Below are 17,524 nucleotides of genomic sequence, written 5' to 3'. Positions count from 1 at the left end.
AATACGCACTTAATTTTAATAATAAAAAAACAATAATGAGTAATGATGATGCGCAACCCCTTCTACCTAGGCGATTGGCAAGTAACACCTTCAACTAACTCAATTCAGCTCACTGGTAAAGCCAAACAGTTAGAGCCCAAAGCGATGGAAGTTTTATTGCATTTGTGTCAACAAAATGGCGACATTGTAAGCAGCGATGAATTGCTCAATAAATGCTGGAAAAATACTGATATTGGCGATAATCCATTACATAAAACTATCACTCAGCTAAGAAAAGCGCTCGGTGATAAAGCCAATGAACCACATTATATTGAAACTATCCGTAAACGTGGCTACCGCATTATTGCAAAATTATCTTTTCCGTTAGCAGATCCTATACCAAGCACTAAAAGTACATGGCAGGGAGGATCCCCTTTCTTAGGCCTGCGTGCATATAACCCAAATGATACCCACGTTTTTTTTGGCCGTACCCAATCTATAGCTACCCTGCTGGAAAGGATATCTAGCCAGGTAAATTACGGTCGTGCTTTTTGCTTAATACTTGGCCCTAGTGGTACAGGTAAATCCTCGCTTGTTAATGCTGGAATTTTACCAAAACTGCTAGATGAGCGAGGCTATAATGGCATCGGGGTTATTTCCTACACCCAGATCGACTTTGCAGATGTGCATAAAAATAGACTTTTTCTAGATTTAGCTTCTGCATTACTTGATTGGGATATAAACGCCCAGCCTGTGTTTGAAGGATTAAGCGCGCAAACACTTGCAGAGCAACTAGAATTGGCAATAGATGGCGTAATTAACGCCATACAAGCTGCACTTAGTAAAGCCTCTACACAACTTAAAACACCCCAGTTATTTTTATTTATTGACCGCTTAGAAGTACTGCTTTCTTCTCCTATATTTAGTAGCGAAACACGCAGCCATTTCTTATCGGTTATTGAGCGCTTAGCAATCTCTAAAGCTGTGATTGTATTTAGTGCGTGTCGTAACGACTTTTACCCTTTAGTGGTTGAACAACCAAGTTTAATGGCAGGCAAAGCTCATGGCGCGCACTACGATTTAACACCGCCAAACCGCCAAGAGCTTCAACAGATTATTCGCCTGCCAGCGTTAACCGCTAATTTAACGTTCTCCAATGACCCACAAACCCAAACACCACTGGATGAAATATTGTGCGCCGATACAGCTAATAACCCCGATGCATTACCCATGCTGCAATACACATTGCAAGAGCTGTACTTGCAGCGCAGTGATAGTAACGAGCTACTGCACAGTGTTTACACAAAACTCGGGGGTATTGAGGGCGCCATAGGCAAAAAAGCAGAAGATATATTTATTGACCTTAGTAATGAGCAACAGCAACAACTAAAAAGCGTGTTATCACAACTGATCACTTTAAACCCAGATGGTAAAACCATTACGAGCCGCGCTGCCCGCTGGCAAACATTAACCAACACAAGCCAAAAAGAGCTTGTGCAAGCCATGGTCGATAGCCGTTTATTTGTATCGCATTTACAAAACCAAGAAGCCTGTTTTAGCCTTGCTCACGAGGCATTATTGCGTCAATGGCCGCGCGCAAAACAATGGATTAATGACCATAAAGATGCCTTAGCAATAAAAAGTCGTTTACAACATCAAGCTCAAAATTGGGTAGATGAAGATAAAAGTAGTGCTTACCTCCTAGCGCCAGGTAAACCGCTACAAGAAGCGCAGCTATTACTTAACGACAAACTGTTTAAATTAGATGATAACGAGCATGCTCTTATCAAAAGCTCTGTAAAAAAAACAAAAACAAAAATAAGAGCAAAACGAGTGACAGTTGCCTTATTGGGCTTACTTACATTTACCGCGTTATTAATGAGCTTCACTAGTTTTAAAGCCCAACAACATGCGCAAAAAAAGCAGCTGGAGGCCGAAAGCTTACTGGGGTTTATGGTCGGCGACTTTGCCGATAAATTACGTAGCGTTGAACGTATGGACTTACTTGATGGTATTAGTAATAAAGCACTTGAGTATTTTACTGATCAAACTGACGATTCAAGTTCACTTTTTAGCTTTAGCGATAATAAAGCACAATTTAACAAGCGTTTTCAGTACGCACAAACTCTTGAGGCAATGGGTGAAGTAGCTTATTCCCGAGGTAAAACCGATGAAGCCTTTACCGCCTTTGAAAACGCCCGCACCCGCCTTGAGGCATTATTAAAAATACAGCCTAACAACTTAGAGCTACTAACGCTTGCAGGCGCCAATGCCTTTTGGCTTGGTCAATTAACTTATGATCAAAATGATCATCAAGCTACTGAGCAAATGTTTAAAAAATACCACGCTTACAGTAAAAAAATGTATGCGCTGGCAGCCAATGATTTTAACTCCATTATGGAATTATCGTATTCATCTAATTCTTTAGGTTCTTTATACATAGAAAAATCCAACTACAGCGCTGCAAAAAAGAACTTTGCAGAGTCACTTTTACTTAAAAATAAAGCGCTTAAACTGAAACCCAATAACAAAGATTTACTTCGAGATAAATCCGATACGATTAGTTGGCTTGCAAAAACAGAAGAGAAGCTAAGTAACTTTAATGAAGCAGTTAATATATTGGAAGGTGCAGTTGGCGTAATCACAAAATTGATTGCTAACTACCCTAGTGATGCAAGCCTTTTTTACACGTCAGCAAACCTATATATGCAACAAAGTTATTTACTGAGCTATTTGAGTGATAAACGGATGGCCCATAAAAAAGCCAGCTTGGCGAATCAAGTTATCAATGAAGCTTTAGTACAAGATCCAAAAAACAATAAATTTCAGCTTATGTATTATCGCTCTTTAGCACATTCACTAATGCTATCTACTGATGAAGCTACTGACTCAACAATTGAAAAAATAATTAATTTTTTAAAATCTCAAAATTTTAAAAATACCAGCACTATTAATACACAAATTACACTGATTCAATATTTTATAAATAGACAATCACCACTCAAAGCGCAGGAGTTATTAACTGAGCTTGAGAATAATGAAAACTACAAACATCAATTAGCCAACCTAACTAAAACTGGTGATTACTTAGTATATACAAGAATAAACTTAATCAAAGCAAACTTAGCTACAACTAATAAACAGCGAGAGCAATTTTGCTTAAGTGCTATCAAAGCTATTTCTGAAGCTGCAAAAATAAGTCAGAGCGTAAAAATAACATACCCACTAGTACAAGCTTATAACTGTTTAAACAGAGAAGACGAGATATCAGAAATAAAAACAAGCCTAGTTAAATTAGGCATTACGAACTTCCAACTATAATTACTCATAAAGGAAATGATATGAATAACACCCTAGAAAATGTCGACTTTCAAGTAAATATTAAACTTAACAACGGTGAAGCTATTTTTAGCTATACAAAAAATGGCGAATCCGCTACTGGCGGTTTTGTTGTAAGAACTGAAACCGCTGGCAACTACAATTTAGACGATGCCACAATTCAAAATGGTTTCGTATTTACTGGCGCTACTATCACCGATATCGACACACAAAAACCATGCGCCCAAGACTTCAGCTATAAAGTAAGTGACAACGGCCACACAATTATCATTACCGACACAGATGAAAATAATGGCTCTGTATGCTTAATCTTTAACGTTGAGTGTAATGGCAATAAATATGAAAGCGCAGATCCTCAAGTTAAGAATGAAAAAGAACTCTAATTAGTAATGCTTATTTTTAAATTGCACAGGCATATTAATTGCGGTGCAATTTATTTAAAAACGCCCCTTAAATAAACATAAATAACAACAACTTAAATCAGAAGGTTACCGAAAGGTTTAAAAACTATAAATTGAATAAACTGCTAGACATAAAGTTTCATTAACAATAAAAATGAGCAACACCATGTCTAACAATAATGAAAATAGCAGAGAAAACAACACCGACAGCGCTGTATCTGCATTAATCAGCAGCATCTCTAATACCGTTAACAATGAAAAAATAAGCGCAATTATTAATGTCACTAATGTCATGGCCGATGCTATTTTTATTGTTAATGCAGATGGGGTGTTTGAATCAGTAAATCCCGTTGCAGCGCGTTTTTTCAATGTAACGTCTGATTCATTAATAGGTAAAAAATGGCAAGATTGTTTACAAGAACAGTATCGCGATGACTATAAATACATGTTTGAAAGTTGGAAAAACAACTATCAAACACCACTCAATCATGGTCCAAAAGAAGTTAAAATAAGAAAAAACAATGGTAACTGTTTAGATGTTGAGTTATCTATATCATGTTTACCCGAATCGGTAGTCGCAAGTACCCCACTTTTTATTTGTATAATGCATGATATTTCAAAGCACGTTAAAAAGTATAAAGTACTGGAAAACGTAGCCAAACTTGATCACCTCACTGGTATTGCTAATCGTTGTACTTTAGAAAAAACCATCATTAAAAATTGGCAAGAGTGCATAGTTAACAAGCAGCCTCTTAGCTTTATACTTATCGATATTGATTACTTTAAATTATTTAACGATAACTTTGGCCATGTAAAAGGTGATAAGTGCCTTCAAAAAGTCGCTCGTACAATTGAAGAGTGCTTACCATCTAAAGACAGTTTAGTAGCACGCTATGGTGGTGAGGAGTTTGCTGTTGTGCTGCCTCGTTCGCACATTTCAAATGCACAAATGATTGCTAAGCGTATTCAGGAAAAAATACTCAACATTAATTTTAGAGATCTCGGTTTACCAGCGAATGTAAAAATAAGTGTAAGTCAGGGTTTAGCGTGTGAATACAATAATCAATACAGAACATCTGAGGCATTAATATGCGCGGCGGATACTGCCTTATACAGGGCGAAGTCGGAAGGGCGTAATAAATTATGTATAAGATGATGTACTAACTATTTGGTATAGCATTTATCTACTAAAATAAAAAACCGCAATTGCGGTTTTTTATTACTTGAGAAAAGCTTAAATATCGATTAGCAATCCTTCGTCCTTTTTAATCTTTTCGATCACCATATAAGTATGATGAGTGCCCACGCCGGGAATATCTACTAAGTCGCCAAGAACTTGTCTATATTCTTCCATATTAGAAACGCGAATTTTTAATAAGTAATCATAACCACCAGCAACCATGTCACATTCGACTACTTGTTCTATCCTTAATATGTGCTCTCTAAATACTTTAAATACAGCTGTATTTGAAGCAACAAGCGATACTTGAACATGCGCTACTAAGCTCTGATTAAGTTTAGCTTCGCTAAGCTTGGCGTAGTAGCCTTCGATATAGCCTTCTTGCTCTAATCGTTTTACACGATCTAGGCACGGGCTTGCACTCAAATTAACCTGTTTTGCGAGGTTAACATTTGAAATTCTGCCGTTCTTTTGTAGAACGTCTAGTATGGCTAAATCAATACGATCTAGCATGCGTAATCTATTTGGAATTGTCATAACAGAATTTTATGCGGATAAGTTAAATTTATGCCCTGTAAATTATCGTAAAACGCGAAATTTAACCAGCATATTCTGCTGAAATTTAATTAGAATGCACTCACAATATCACTGGTAATTTATTGGTAATTAATTTTACTTTAATTCTTAACACTCCTGAGGGTTGCTTATGTTATTCAACGGCGATTTAACAACGATTTGTCCTATTAGACAAAGAATCCGTGACTTCTACCGCATAGATGAAAATGCGGTTATTGATCATATTTTACCGCTTGCAGAAGTAGGCGTAAAAGCACGAAGTCGTGCCTGGGAAAGAGCCCGCCAGATTGTTTTAAACATTCGTAAAGAGCAAGATGGGCAAGGCGGTGTTGATGCGCTTTTAAATGAATTTTCACTCTCTAGTGAAGAAGGCGTTGTATTAATGTGTTTGGCCGAAGCACTGCTTCGCGTACCAGATAAAGCGACTCAAGATGTACTTATTCGTGACAAGTTAGCGAAAGGTGATTGGAGCTCTCATTTAGGCAGCAGCGATTCTTTATTCGTAAACGCGTCTTCTTGGGGATTATTAGTTACCGGTAAAATGGTTAACTACACAGACAAAACGAAAGAACAACAGTTCGGCATGCTTAAAAAGACCATTGGTCGTTTAGGTGAGCCAGTTATTCGTAAGTCTGTAAATTTTGCTATGAAAATTATGGGTAAGCAATTCGTTATGGGTCGTACCATTGACGAAGCAATTGAACGTGCTGCCGATACAGAGCAAAAAGGTTATGTATATTCTTACGATATGCTAGGCGAAGGCGCGCGCACAATGAAAGATGCGAAGCGTTACTTTGACAGCTACATGAATGCTATACACTCGATTGGTAAAGCGGCAAATGGTCGTGGTCCAATTAAGAGCCCTGGTATTTCAGTTAAGCTTTCTGCTATTCATCCACGTTATGAGTTCACTCATAAAGACCGTGTGATGGAAGAAATAGTCCCTAAGTTAAAAGAACTTGCGCTTGCTGCTAAGAAATACGATATCGGCTTTACCGTTGATGCTGAAGAAGCTGACCGTTTAGATATTTCATTAGATGTCATTGAAGCGGTATTTAGTGATGAAGATCTTGGTGATTGGCAAGGATTTGGCTTAGCAGTTCAAGCGTATCAAAAACGCGCTATTTTTGTAATTGAATGGCTAACAGACCTTGCAACCCGTGTTGGTCGTAAAATGATGGTACGTTTAGTTAAGGGCGCGTACTGGGATACTGAAATCAAAACCACACAACAAGATGGTTTAGAGCATTTCCCTGTATTTACTCGTAAAGCAACAACCGATGTTTCTTACAAAGCATGTGCAATTAAAATGCTTGAAGCGCGCGACGTACTTTATCCACAATTTGCAACGCACAACGCTTACACTGCCGCGACTATTTTAGAAGTAGCGAAAGGCGATAACACCGGTTTTGAATTTCAACGTTTGCACGGTATGGGTGAATCATTATTCGACCAAATCGTTAACGAAGAAAAAATTCAATGTCGTGTATATGCACCGGTTGGTCAACACGAAGACCTACTTGCTTACCTTGTTCGTCGTTTGTTAGAAAATGGTGCTAACTCATCATTTGTAAACGCGATTGTAGATACAACAAAACCTGTTGAATCATTACTACCAGACCCTGTAGAAACACTGCAAGGCCTGCGTAACAAGTACAATACGCAAATCAAAATGCCAATTGATTTATACGGTGAAGAACGTGCTAACTCTAAAGGCATGGATTTAACCGATATTAACGTTATTACCCCTTTCAAAGAGAATCTTGAAACATGGTTTAATGAGCACTTAATTGAGCAAAGCCAAGTACCAGAAGGCTCATTGGCTGTTAAAAACCCAGCAAATCACAAAGAAATCATCGGCCACGTTAAGTTACAAACTGGCGAGGAGATGAAAGTATTACTGGCTAACGCTGAAGCGGCACTTGAATCATGGTCACAAACACCAGTAAAAGAGCGTGCTAATTTACTGCGTCGCGTTGCTGACATTTTAGAGCGTCATCATGATGAACTAGTCGCTATCTGTATTAAAGAAGCGGGTAAAGTAGCGCAAGATGGTATTGATGAAGTACGTGAAGCGGTTGATTTTTGTCGTTACTACGCAGCGCGCGCTGAAGAGTTATCTAAAGATGAGCGTTTTGAAGCCCGTGGCGTTATTTTATGTATTAGCCCGTGGAACTTCCCGCTTGCAATATTCTTAGGTCAAGTTGCTGCTGCGATTGTTACAGGTAACACTGTAATTGCTAAGCCTGCTGAGCAAACAAGTTTAATCGCCCTTCGTGCCATTGAACTAATGCTATCAGTTGGTTTACCTGAGCACGTTGTTCAACCGGTTATCGCTCGCGGCTCTGAAGTAGGTAAAACAATTGTTCCTGATGAACGCATTCAAGCGGTTATGTTTACAGGCTCTACTGAAACAGGCACATTAATTTCTCAAACACTTGCTGCACGTAACGATATTCAAGTACCGTTAATTGCAGAAACAGGTGGCCAAAACTGTATGATTGTTGACTCAACGGCGCTTCCTGAGCAAGTAGTTGACGATGTGATCAGTTCTGGTTTTCAAAGTGCTGGCCAACGTTGTTCTGCTCTTCGTGTTTTATTCATTCAAGATGACGTAGCTGATGGCATTATCGAAATGCTTAAAGGCGCTCTAGCTGAGTTACACATTGGCGATCCATCGTTACTATCAACTGATGTTGGCCCTGTAATTGATGAAAAAGCACTTAAAAACTTAAATGAACACGTTGAGTACTTAAAAGGTAATTCTATACTTCATTACGAATGTAAAATTCCTGATAATACTCAAAATGGCGCATACTTTTTTGCTCCTCGTTTATACGAAATTAAAGACTTATCAGTACTTAAACGTGAAGTATTTGGCCCATGTGTTCATATTGTTCGCTTTAAATCGAATGAACTTGATGATGTGATGGATCAAATAAATAACACGGGCTATGGTCTGACAATGGGTGTTCACTCACGTATTGAAGAGCGCTGTGAGTACCTTGCTAAAATGTCACGTGCGGGTAATGTTTACATTAACCGAAACATGATTGGTGCCATTGTTGGTGTGCAACCGTTTGGTGGCCGTGGTTTATCAGGTACTGGCCCTAAAGCCGGTGGCCCTAACTACCTACAACGTTTAGTAAAAGAAAAAGCATCACCAGATAACGTACAAATGACTAACCTAACGCCTGACGAACTTGATTTACACCACTACAGCGGTGCGAATGAGCAAGTTAAAAAGCTAATGGCTAACTCAATGCGCGATGAGAAAATCTGGCGTGCAACACCACTAAACGACCGTGTTTCGGCTGTACGTCAGTTGCTTGCTAAAATCGCGACGGTAGAAATTATCGACGATTTAGCAGACGACTTAGCATTAACATTATCAGAAGCACGTGCACAGCTTAACCGCCTTGAAAAGCACATGCGTAAGTTTACTACCCTGCCTGGGCCAACGGGTGAGTCTAATACACTTCATCTAGAAGCACGTGGTTGTGTAGTGTGTTATGCAGATAAGAGCACATCATTTAACTTCTGGGCATTGTCTATCATCACTGCTATTGCCGCAGGTAATACGGTAATTACTGTAGCGTCTGAGCTGTTTTATGATGAAGCCGTTGCCTTTAAAGATAAATTTATCTCTACAGGTGTTGCAGAAGGTGTTTTCCAAGTAGCTAAACCTAACCAGTTACAAGCTATTTTGGCGCACCCTCATTTAGCCGGTGCGGTAGTTGCTGCTCGCTCGTCTCGCTTGGGCTACTTTAGCCAACAGCTTGCACAGCGTAAAGGTGCTATTTTACCGGTAATTAGCTCTGAGTATTACGATACATTAATCAAACGTCTTATTACTGAAAAAACAATCAGTATTGATACAACAGCATCAGGTGGTAACACATCACTAATGACGCTTGTTGAAGATGATGAATAATTAAGCTAATGCTTTTTAACTAAAAAATAAAAAAGGCACTGAAAAGTGCCTTTTTTATTAGGTAGTAACGTATATATTTGTTAGCTTAATGAAAGATTAACAATAGAAGTAATAAATTTGAAAATAATTCCTGTTGGTCAGTTACTGCCTGGTATGTTTGTGCAAAGCGTTACTAGACAAACTGGCAGTATTAAAATTAAAAATCAAGGCTGGGTTAAAACTCAGGCTGGTATTAATAACCTAATAAAAGCAGGTATTTTAGAAGTAGAAATCGACCCTGATAAAACCCTCATTGACTCAGTCCCTGAAAAAGCTCCTATTGCTGTACCTGCAACAAAAATAAAGCGTGACCCTTGGCAAAAAACACACAGTGCCGAACAAGAAATGGGAAAGGCAAAAAAACTGTATGACGAAGCTAAAACACTGCAAATAAAAGCATTTAAAGATATTAAAGCAGGCCGCGATATAGATATTGCACCATTCAAAGAGCTGGCAAGTGGCTTTATGGACTCTGTTTTTAGAAACCAAGATGCCCTAGCCTGCCTTACCCAAATGCGCCAAAAAGATGCTTACCTACTTGAGCACTCTATTAATGTATCGATATTAATGGGGATTTTCGCTAAGCATTTAGGTATAGAAAAAAACATTATCGTTGAACTGACTACCGGCGCACTTTTACACGACATTGGTAAGATAAAAATCCCTGATGAAATACTCAATAAGCCGGGTCGCTTTACCGATGATGAATTTAAAATAATGAAAATGCACTCGCTTTTCAGTAAAGAAATATTAGAAGAGTCTGGCTTAACGGGTGTTGCGGTTGATATTGCAGGTATGCATCATGAAAGGCTTGATGGTAAAGGCTATCCGTTTGGTAAAAAAGGCGACGAAATAAGTCAGTACGTACGTATGGCATCAATTGTAGATGTGTATGATGCACTTACCGCAGAACGTGTTTACAAAGCAGGCATGGAGCCAATAAAAGCGTTTAAAATACTAAAAGACGGATGCCCAGATAGCTTCGATCCAGTGCTGCTTAATAAGTTTATTCAATGTATTGGTATTCATCCGGTAGGAACGCTCGTTAGATTATCGAGTCAAAAAGTTGGTTTAGTGACCGAGAGTAATCCCAGTACACCACTAAAGCCTATCGTTAAAACATTTTACAGCGCCAAACATAGTCGCTATACAGAGATAAAAGATATCGATTTATCTAATAAAAAAACCTTAGATACCCTTGAATCAGCGGTGAAACCTAAAGAATATAATATTGATTTAGAACGCTTTTATAAAAACTCAATATTACCCTAAGCAATATTGAGAGCTCAACATTCTACCGAGCTCTCAACATAATAGCTAAACGTTTACTGCGGCCAGTCTTGCAAAGCCTTTAAGCTAAACTCATAACCATCAAAATCAAGTACACTTTGCTCGGGTGTAATCTCTCTTACAGTTAAAGCACCTATGCTCTCTCCTTCATGTAACTCTCGGCCATTTAGCTTGATCCAACGTTTGTCAGCACTCGATGAATAAATATGCGCTTGATATTTAATACTAGGCAACATTGATTGCAAACCATCTGGTAGTAATTCTACAGGCTCAACACGTGATGACGTTTTTGATGCATGGGTAACTTCATAATCCTGATTTTTTTCGACGTCTTGTATAGCTTGCGCAAACGCATTTTTAAGTGTTGTAGGCACCTCATCAAGCTCAGGATCGCTCATCTGTTGAGATTGGTTGTTACCATTAATTGGCTTACCTAGTACTTTATATTTACTCATATCTAGTTGAGCTGATGCTGTATTTTGACTTTGCCCAAATACCGAAGCGTTCTGTGTATTATTTGGATTGTAATTATTTTGTGGATTAAATACTGGCTGATTATAATTTTGAACTGGCATTACTTGTTGCACGTTCTGCTGATTATAACCCGTTGCGCTCGAGACCGGACTCGATGACATAGGAATATATTGCCCATTAGGCGTCAATAACATTTGCTGTACACCATTAGGTGTTTGCACATGTACAAGTTGCCCTTCAATCGTTGCAGTATTTGTTGGAGCTACTTTAGCGGGTTCTAACTTAGCTATTTGCTGTTTTTCAACTGCGGCATCTACCTCTTTAACTTGTTCTTTAGGTGACGATTTTTCGCTTTCAACCACCTTAATTACAGCGGGTTCCGATGTGTTTAATAAAGTAGTACCTTGAAACCACTTACCAGTAGTAAACCCACCAGCTACAGCAATAAAAGCAGCTAAGCTTGTACCAAATACTAACGCTAATCGTCTATAACGCTTTAGTGCTTGCTGTTGCTTTAACTGCTCTGATTGTAAGTCGTATTGCTCAGCACTCATATCTGATTGCTGCGACTGCTTTAGCGCATCTAATAAATAAGACATAACTTACCTAACTATAAAATAAATGAAAGCCCAATGCCTACGGCAAATAAAGCAGCGAATGCAAGGCTATATGGTACAAATGACGTTGCTTTGTTGGACTCATTAACTGGCGCTACAAAATCCATGGGTAATGACTCATGTGCTGATTTTTTTATTATATCGCTATCAACTATCAACTGCTGCTTTGCAAAAGTGCCTACCAAAGCTCGCTCACATACCAAGTTCATTAATCGTGGCACACCACCGGTTAATTGATGAACAGCTTGCATGGCATCCATCGAAAAAATTCCTTTATCACATCCTGCAACATGTAACCGATGCTTTATGTAAGCAACTGTTTGGCCTTGTGTAAGTGGTAATAAATGGTAACGAGCTGTTATTCTCTGGGCGAGTTGCCTTAATTCATTGCGCTTTAAAAGCTCTTGTAGCTCAGGTTGACCAACCAATACTATTTGTAATAATTTTTTATGATCGGTTTCTATATTTGTCAGCAAGCGTAATTGTTCAAGCACATTAGGGGCAAGTAACTGCGCTTCATCAATTATAAGTATGGTGTGCCCACCCGATTTATTATTGATCTCTAAGTGCTTTTTTATAATATCGGTAAGACTTTTAAGCGTCGCATTATTAGCATCGTAACTAATGTTGAGCTCATCACAAATACTAGCCAATAACTCCAGCTCTGATAGTGCTGGGTTATGGATCATCGCTACTTGCGTGTTTTCAGGTAACTGCTCTAACATACTGCGGGTAATTGTAGTTTTACCAGTACCCACTTCGCCTGTTAATAATACAAAACCACCGTCTTCACCTAATCCATAGGTAAGGTGTGCTAAGGCTTCTTTATGTCGTTCACTTAAAAATAAGTAATGAGGGTTGGGCGAAATTGAAAAAGGTTTTTCATTCAGGCCAAAATAGCTTAAATACACCGTGATGTTCCTTCGTAATTAAATCACGGCCTATAATGGCAAAAAAACGCACTAAGTGACAACGTTGTAAGCGCTTTATTATTGAAATAACGTAAATTTATGTAAAACAAAAAAATGCAGCGGTTTTAAGGCTGCACTTTCATCTGTCTAATCTTAGTAAGTACTTTATTCTTCGTAGCGAACTAACCGTAAATACACATTACTAGTTTTGGCGTGCAAGCTATTCAGCCCACTATCAAATTGATAAACCCATGCAGAGCTCATCGTGCTCACACCCGATGTATTTGACCAATAGTTTTGAAGCTTAGTACCAAAAAACACCTCTTCATTAATGCTCGGCTCGGTGCAACTGTGCTCTAAAATACTCGCCAACTCTTTAATGTTAGGCATTTGCCAATCATCATAATCTGCGGTTGCATCATTTTTAGCACCGCGAAGTGCCTCTTGCCAAGTAAGAGAAGGTGTAGAGCCTTCGCAAAGTTTTGTCTCTGTATTATAAGTTTGCCCATAACTACAGCGTTGCCACATAAGGCCTGTTTCGGTATCAGACACTGTGCCATCTGTATTTATGGTAAATCTATCTGTCGGCGTTGTGGTATCTGCACCGTCGTAGCACGTTTGCGCCGCTGCAATATTAAAGCTCAAGCTTATAGTTGCTAGTGCATAGAGTAATTTTAATCTCATTATTTTCTCCTAACGGCTTCTAACTAAACGAACATACGCGGTATTTTCTTTTGGATAAGCAAGATCGTTACCATCACTCATATCAATAATGTACGCTTGCGATAAACTTGTACCATCGGCTGCGGTTTGTGAAGTCCAATAACGTAAGTGACTTAATGCACTTTCACTTGGCATATTGGGGAAAAACACCTCATCAATTAATATGCTTTGCCCTTGTTTACCATAATCAATTAAACCTAAAAGCTCTGTATAAGTAGGTAACCGCCAATTTGTACCACCACAAAAATCTAAGTTATTCACTTCGTTTATATAACTTTGTACTCCACAACTCGTATCATCCGGACAAGTTGAATTGGCTGTACTAGTATCGGTAAAAGTAGTGTCGCCTAAATCCCAAAAGTAATGATTTTGCCCCTCACGCAAGCTTGTATTTGGCAATACTCCTGAGGATTCACTTTTTACTTCCCATACAAGTCCAGTAACATTATCGCGTATACAGGTAAAGTCACTACTATCATCACCAACTTCATCCGCAAACTGATTAAGTTTAGTGTAATCAAACGCTAAATTACCTTTACCAACCTTATCTAAGCGGTTTGCATAGCTATCGCGTCCAAGTTCAGCATCTTGCGCTGGAAAGTCATCGCTTTCACAGTTAATGCGTTGGGTGTTGTTATAGCACTCACCAACACCACTATCGTTTATAAGCCCAAGCGCTTTTGGTGATACATCAACAAATAAAGAATCTGTATCGGTGCGTCCTTTTGAGTCGGTTACCGTTACTTCAAAGCTCAACGTGGATTCAGTATCTACATCAGAGGCAAAAAATGTCGTTGTACATTGGTCGCTATTACTTAATGTTTCGCTATTACCGGTAAGTTGTTGCCACTTACACTGATAGGTATCGGTAACAGTTTCGCTATTCGTTGCATCAAGCGTTACTTCTTCAAACTCTTCGACATTTTGATCAGCGCCTGCATTTGCATCCACCAACTCATTTGTTTTGTTAAGCGTCATCGAATATTGAGTACTCGCCTCACCGCCTTCATCATCAGTGACTGTTAGCTGCCAAGATAAATTTACGTTACTTTCAAGTAATGGATGAGAAAAGCTAAGAGTTGACTCATTAAAGCTCGTAATATCTAAGTCAGGACCTGATAGCAATTGCCACAAATAACTATCAATTTGGCCATTATCATCAGGATCGATCGACTCAAGGGCGCTCAAAGTCACAGTATCTTTGTAAACAGAAGGAAGTGTTTCAGGAGATGTTTGTGTAACAACAGCAAGAGGAAGTTGGTTATTAGAGCTCACTGAAATAGAAATATCGTCACTAACAGCGCTACTACCCGTACTTTGATAGCTCACTCTTAAGATTATTTCACTATCAGTTTTTACGTCAGGTGCGGTAAGTGTTTGCTCAGCACCATCAAGCGGAAAACCTTCTAAGCTTGGGCCGCTAACTTGTTGCCATGAAAACGTACCATCAGCGGGAGAGCCTTGTGCTGTGATGGTAAATTCAGTTTTTTCGATAATTTGTAAATCGATTCCAGCATTAACAGAGGTTTCTACAACTGTATTATCACTATCACCACCACCGCCTCCACACGCACTTAACAAACCACAAGAAATGAGAGGGATTAAAGCAAACGCTTTCATACGCAGCACCTTATTATGTCAAATAATTACTATAGTGTAATTACTAGCAATAAAGATGCCATTAAAGTACTACATATAAGTACTACATATAAGTATCTTGATGAATACGTACAAATAGCTTTGTGCCTATTTTACTGTAATCAATTTTATACTCTCGACCATCTAACGCTTGAATAAACAATAATTGTTTTTCTTCGCCAAATATATCAGCGCTACTTACATAAACCATCTCTAAATAACGCTCTTTTGCGTCTCGACGGTTTTTGGGTAACTCTTCTTTAAATGGCTCCAAGCCATGTTGCGTTACTTTAATTTTGGGATGAATTTCAGAGTTTACAATCACTAAATCAAGTTTTTTATCTTTATGTATTATGGTATTTCGACCACTTTTTAAAAAAGCTCTGTCTTGGCTCATTTTCTTTCCTACAGTCGCAGCTTAATTGTTAATTTGCGACGCTATAAACTGACGGGGCTCGCGCTTCCACTTATTTAAGTTAGCACTAAATGCCCAAATATCTCTATCTAATACACTGGCAGGTAATAATAAATCGTAACCTGTTAGCAGTTGAAGGTGCTTAGTTCTGTTAGCAAACATAGCTATAAGACCAGTATAGCTTACCCCTTTATGGGATGTGTATTGCGTATCTTCTATTAACCATTCTGATGGGCAATTGCCATTTTTGCAATGTTTTTGAACAACTTGCATAAACAAATTACGCTGTTCTATTAAAAGCTTTCCTGCAATTCTTGGTGCGATATTTGTTAAAAACTCATCTATGTCGTTTACTTTAACACCCACTGCATTGAGCTCTAAGTAATCAAAACCATCTTCTACTTTGGGTATACCACTGTGATGAAAGTTATTACGAGACATGTTCCAAGCCCCATATTTATGGCAATAAACAAGCTCCGACTCACTTATCAAAAGGCTATAATACGGCTCTTGAGTTTTTAAATATCCAATAAAAATAGCGGCAATACACAAACTCACTAAAAATATTTCAAGTATGCTAATCTCACCCGGCCTTAGTAAATTAAACAACATAATAAAAACTAAGCCAATGGCACCTGCAACAAGCACCTCAATTGCGTTTCGCGCACCTTGTGCCCGAAACTTAATGACATTGTTAGATTTATCCATATTGGTAAAACACCATATAAAAAACAAACATAATAATGGTCCAAATTATGATCTTTCTTGTTGTTATACATAAGTTACAGGTCGTTTTAAATTTCATACATTACCGCTTTATCCTCAACAAAATAGGAACAATGAATAAATCTTATTTACTTTTACGCTTAACGCACAAATTTATGAGACACATAACCGCCTTTTCTCGGTCTTATTTCGTACAATGGATATAATTAATTTTCAGGTATGAAAACGATGTACTCAAGACAATCAGGTAAAGCTCTTTTTCCATTTATTATTACATTACTACTAATATTTAGCGTTTATTTATATTTACCCGCTAGCCACGGCGAACAAGCCGATTCATCACAAATGTCTACTCAAGTAACAGCTCATACTGTTACCTCTCAGGAAAACGCAGTGATGATAGAAGCCATTGGTAGCGCACGTGCAAACCAAGCAATCTATATAAAAAGTGCGCAAAACGATTATGTCACAGGTATATATTTTAAAGACGGCGACTTAGTCAGTAAAGGACAAAAGTTAGTACAGTTACAGAGCCAACAAGAACAGCTTGCCGTTAAAGAGCTTGGTATTAACTTACGTGAAGAACAGCGCCAGTTAGATCGCCTAACCGAACTTTCACGCTCGCAATCAACGGCAAAGTCGTTACTTGAGGAGCAGTTATCTCGTGTTGATGCAACAGAGGCCCAACTAGAAAGCGCTAAAACTAAATTAAACGAAATGACTATTAGTGCGCCGTTTTCAGGCCTGTTAGGTAAGCGTGAAATATCAATAGGTGCCTACGTAAGTAATACAACAATAATCACAACACTTGATGATATTAGTATTATTAAAGTTGACTTTAAAGTACCTGAAAAATATTTAGCACAATTAAATATGGGTATGAAAGTGCTTACGCAAAACGATGCCTACCCAGGACAAACATTTAACGGCAAGGTAACGCATATTAGCTCGCGTATTGATTCGGTTACTCGCAGTGTTGAAGTAACAGCAAGCTTTGCCAATAAATCAGGATTACTTCGCCCTGGTATGTTACTAAATACAGCACTTGAGCTAAGCAGCAACCAAGCTTTAATGGTGCCAGAAAAAGCGGTTATACCTTTGCAAGACAAACACTTTGTTTTTCAAATTCAAGATGGGATAGCTAATAAAATTGAAGTGCATGTTGCTAGCAGAAATAATGGCTGGGTTGCTATCGACGAAGGCCTAACTGATGGCGAGCAAATTGTTACTGAGGGGCTAATAAAAATTCGCTCTGGAAGTAAAGTAAGCGTAAAGGGGTAAT

At 38.5% G+C, this 17,524-nt stretch carries 13 protein-coding genes; 6 read left to right on the top strand and 7 right to left on the bottom strand.

Annotated features, from left to right (window positions below):
• Window positions 1-45: 45 nt before the first annotated feature.
• The 3 genes from I6F42_RS09670 (at window position 46) to I6F42_RS09660 (ending at window position 4,875) form a co-directional block, all read left to right on the top strand.
• Window positions 46-3,300: a winged helix-turn-helix domain-containing protein gene (locus I6F42_RS09670; RefSeq protein WP_010553205.1), complete on the top strand. Its 3,255-nt coding sequence runs from the start codon at window positions 46-48 to the stop codon at window positions 3,298-3,300.
• A gap of 20 nt (window positions 3,301-3,320) precedes the next feature.
• On the top strand, window positions 3,321-3,701 hold the full coding sequence (locus tag I6F42_RS09665; RefSeq protein WP_010553204.1) for a DP-EP family protein: 381 nt from the start codon (window positions 3,321-3,323) through the stop codon (window positions 3,699-3,701).
• Between the two features lie 184 nt (window positions 3,702-3,885).
• Window positions 3,886-4,875 (top strand): sensor domain-containing diguanylate cyclase, encoded by a 990-nt coding sequence (locus I6F42_RS09660; protein ID WP_149602239.1) that lies wholly within the window; start codon window positions 3,886-3,888, stop codon window positions 4,873-4,875.
• A 78-nt stretch (window positions 4,876-4,953) separates the two neighbouring features.
• On the opposite strand, the gene I6F42_RS09655 is transcribed toward I6F42_RS09660, so the two are convergent.
• Window positions 4,954-5,436 carry a winged helix-turn-helix transcriptional regulator gene (locus tag I6F42_RS09655; protein ID WP_024596882.1) on the bottom strand — a complete coding sequence of 161 codons (483 nt, stop codon included), beginning with the start codon at window positions 5,434-5,436 and terminating at the stop codon, window positions 4,954-4,956.
• A 169-nt stretch (window positions 5,437-5,605) separates the two neighbouring features.
• On the opposite strand from I6F42_RS09655, the gene putA reads away from it, so the two are divergent.
• On the top strand, window positions 5,606-9,409 hold the full coding sequence (putA, locus tag I6F42_RS09650; RefSeq protein ID WP_010553201.1) for a bifunctional proline dehydrogenase/L-glutamate gamma-semialdehyde dehydrogenase PutA: 3,804 nt from the start codon (window positions 5,606-5,608) through the stop codon (window positions 9,407-9,409).
• A gap of 117 nt (window positions 9,410-9,526) precedes the next feature.
• The gene (locus I6F42_RS09645; RefSeq protein WP_197151974.1) at window positions 9,527-10,720 is read left to right on the top strand and encodes an HD-GYP domain-containing protein; all 1,194 of its coding nucleotides are present in this window, start codon (window positions 9,527-9,529) and stop codon (window positions 10,718-10,720) included.
• A gap of 53 nt (window positions 10,721-10,773) precedes the next feature.
• Here the strand turns inward: I6F42_RS09645 and I6F42_RS09640 are convergent, their stop codons facing one another.
• The 6 genes from I6F42_RS09640 to I6F42_RS09615 all read right to left on the bottom strand — a co-directional run bounded on the left by I6F42_RS09640 (window position 10,774) and on the right by I6F42_RS09615 (window position 16,224).
• Window positions 10,774-11,811 carry a general secretion pathway protein GspB gene (locus tag I6F42_RS09640; RefSeq protein ID WP_197151972.1) on the bottom strand — a complete coding sequence of 346 codons (1,038 nt, stop codon included), beginning with the start codon at window positions 11,809-11,811 and terminating at the stop codon, window positions 10,774-10,776.
• 11 nt (window positions 11,812-11,822) lie between these two features.
• The gene (locus tag I6F42_RS09635; protein ID WP_197151971.1) at window positions 11,823-12,740 is read right to left on the bottom strand and encodes an AAA family ATPase; all 918 of its coding nucleotides are present in this window, start codon (window positions 12,738-12,740) and stop codon (window positions 11,823-11,825) included.
• Window positions 12,741-12,905: 165 nt separating this feature from the next.
• Entirely contained in the window at window positions 12,906-13,424 is a 519-nt protein-coding gene (locus I6F42_RS09630; protein ID WP_197151970.1) for a DUF1566 domain-containing protein, read from the bottom strand.
• 9 nt (window positions 13,425-13,433) lie between these two features.
• A complete protein-coding gene (locus tag I6F42_RS09625) occupies window positions 13,434-15,083 on the bottom strand; it encodes a DUF1566 domain-containing protein (RefSeq protein WP_197151969.1) in 1,650 nt (549 codons plus the stop codon).
• A gap of 82 nt (window positions 15,084-15,165) precedes the next feature.
• Window positions 15,166-15,498, bottom strand: a complete 333-nt coding sequence (locus tag I6F42_RS09620) for a hypothetical protein (RefSeq protein WP_010553197.1) — start codon at window positions 15,496-15,498, stop codon at window positions 15,166-15,168.
• A gap of 21 nt (window positions 15,499-15,519) precedes the next feature.
• Window positions 15,520-16,224, bottom strand: coding sequence for a DUF2982 domain-containing protein (locus tag I6F42_RS09615; protein WP_197151968.1), 705 nt, complete (start codon window positions 16,222-16,224; stop codon window positions 15,520-15,522).
• A gap of 246 nt (window positions 16,225-16,470) precedes the next feature.
• On the opposite strand from I6F42_RS09615, the gene I6F42_RS09610 reads away from it, so the two are divergent.
• On the top strand, window positions 16,471-17,523 hold the full coding sequence (locus tag I6F42_RS09610) for an efflux RND transporter periplasmic adaptor subunit (RefSeq protein WP_010553195.1): 1,053 nt from the start codon (window positions 16,471-16,473) through the stop codon (window positions 17,521-17,523).
• The last annotated feature ends 1 nt before the right edge of the window (window position 17,524 follow it).

This window comes from Pseudoalteromonas sp. SWYJZ12, assembly GCF_015864395.1.
GTDB lineage: Bacteria > Pseudomonadota > Gammaproteobacteria > Enterobacterales > Alteromonadaceae > Pseudoalteromonas > Pseudoalteromonas arctica.
Note: the sequence above shows the minus strand (reverse complement) of the source record. Positions and strands in the feature narration are given on the sequence as shown.

What these genes read in the sequence shown, in the direction of transcription:
- I6F42_RS09670 (WP_010553205.1), top strand. Translation starts at nt 46, where the DNA reads ATGATGCGCAACCCCTTCTACCTAGGCGATTGGCAAGTAACACCTTCA.
- I6F42_RS09665 (WP_010553204.1), top strand. Translation starts at nt 3,321, where the DNA reads ATGAATAACACCCTAGAAAATGTCGACTTTCAAGTAAATATTAAACTT.
- I6F42_RS09660 (WP_149602239.1), top strand. Translation starts at nt 3,886, where the DNA reads ATGTCTAACAATAATGAAAATAGCAGAGAAAACAACACCGACAGCGCT.
- I6F42_RS09655 (WP_024596882.1), bottom strand. Translation starts at nt 5,436, where the DNA reads ATGACAATTCCAAATAGATTACGCATGCTAGATCGTATTGATTTAGCC.
- putA (WP_010553201.1), top strand. Translation starts at nt 5,606, where the DNA reads ATGTTATTCAACGGCGATTTAACAACGATTTGTCCTATTAGACAAAGA.
- I6F42_RS09640 (WP_197151972.1), bottom strand. Translation starts at nt 11,811, where the DNA reads ATGTCTTATTTATTAGATGCGCTAAAGCAGTCGCAGCAATCAGATATG.
- I6F42_RS09630 (WP_197151970.1), bottom strand. Translation starts at nt 13,424, where the DNA reads ATGAGATTAAAATTACTCTATGCACTAGCAACTATAAGCTTGAGCTTT.
- I6F42_RS09625 (WP_197151969.1), bottom strand. Translation starts at nt 15,083, where the DNA reads ATGAAAGCGTTTGCTTTAATCCCTCTCATTTCTTGTGGTTTGTTAAGT.
- I6F42_RS09620 (WP_010553197.1), bottom strand. Translation starts at nt 15,498, where the DNA reads ATGAGCCAAGACAGAGCTTTTTTAAAAAGTGGTCGAAATACCATAATA.
- I6F42_RS09615 (WP_197151968.1), bottom strand. Translation starts at nt 16,224, where the DNA reads ATGGATAAATCTAACAATGTCATTAAGTTTCGGGCACAAGGTGCGCGA.
- I6F42_RS09610 (WP_010553195.1), top strand. Translation starts at nt 16,471, where the DNA reads ATGTACTCAAGACAATCAGGTAAAGCTCTTTTTCCATTTATTATTACA.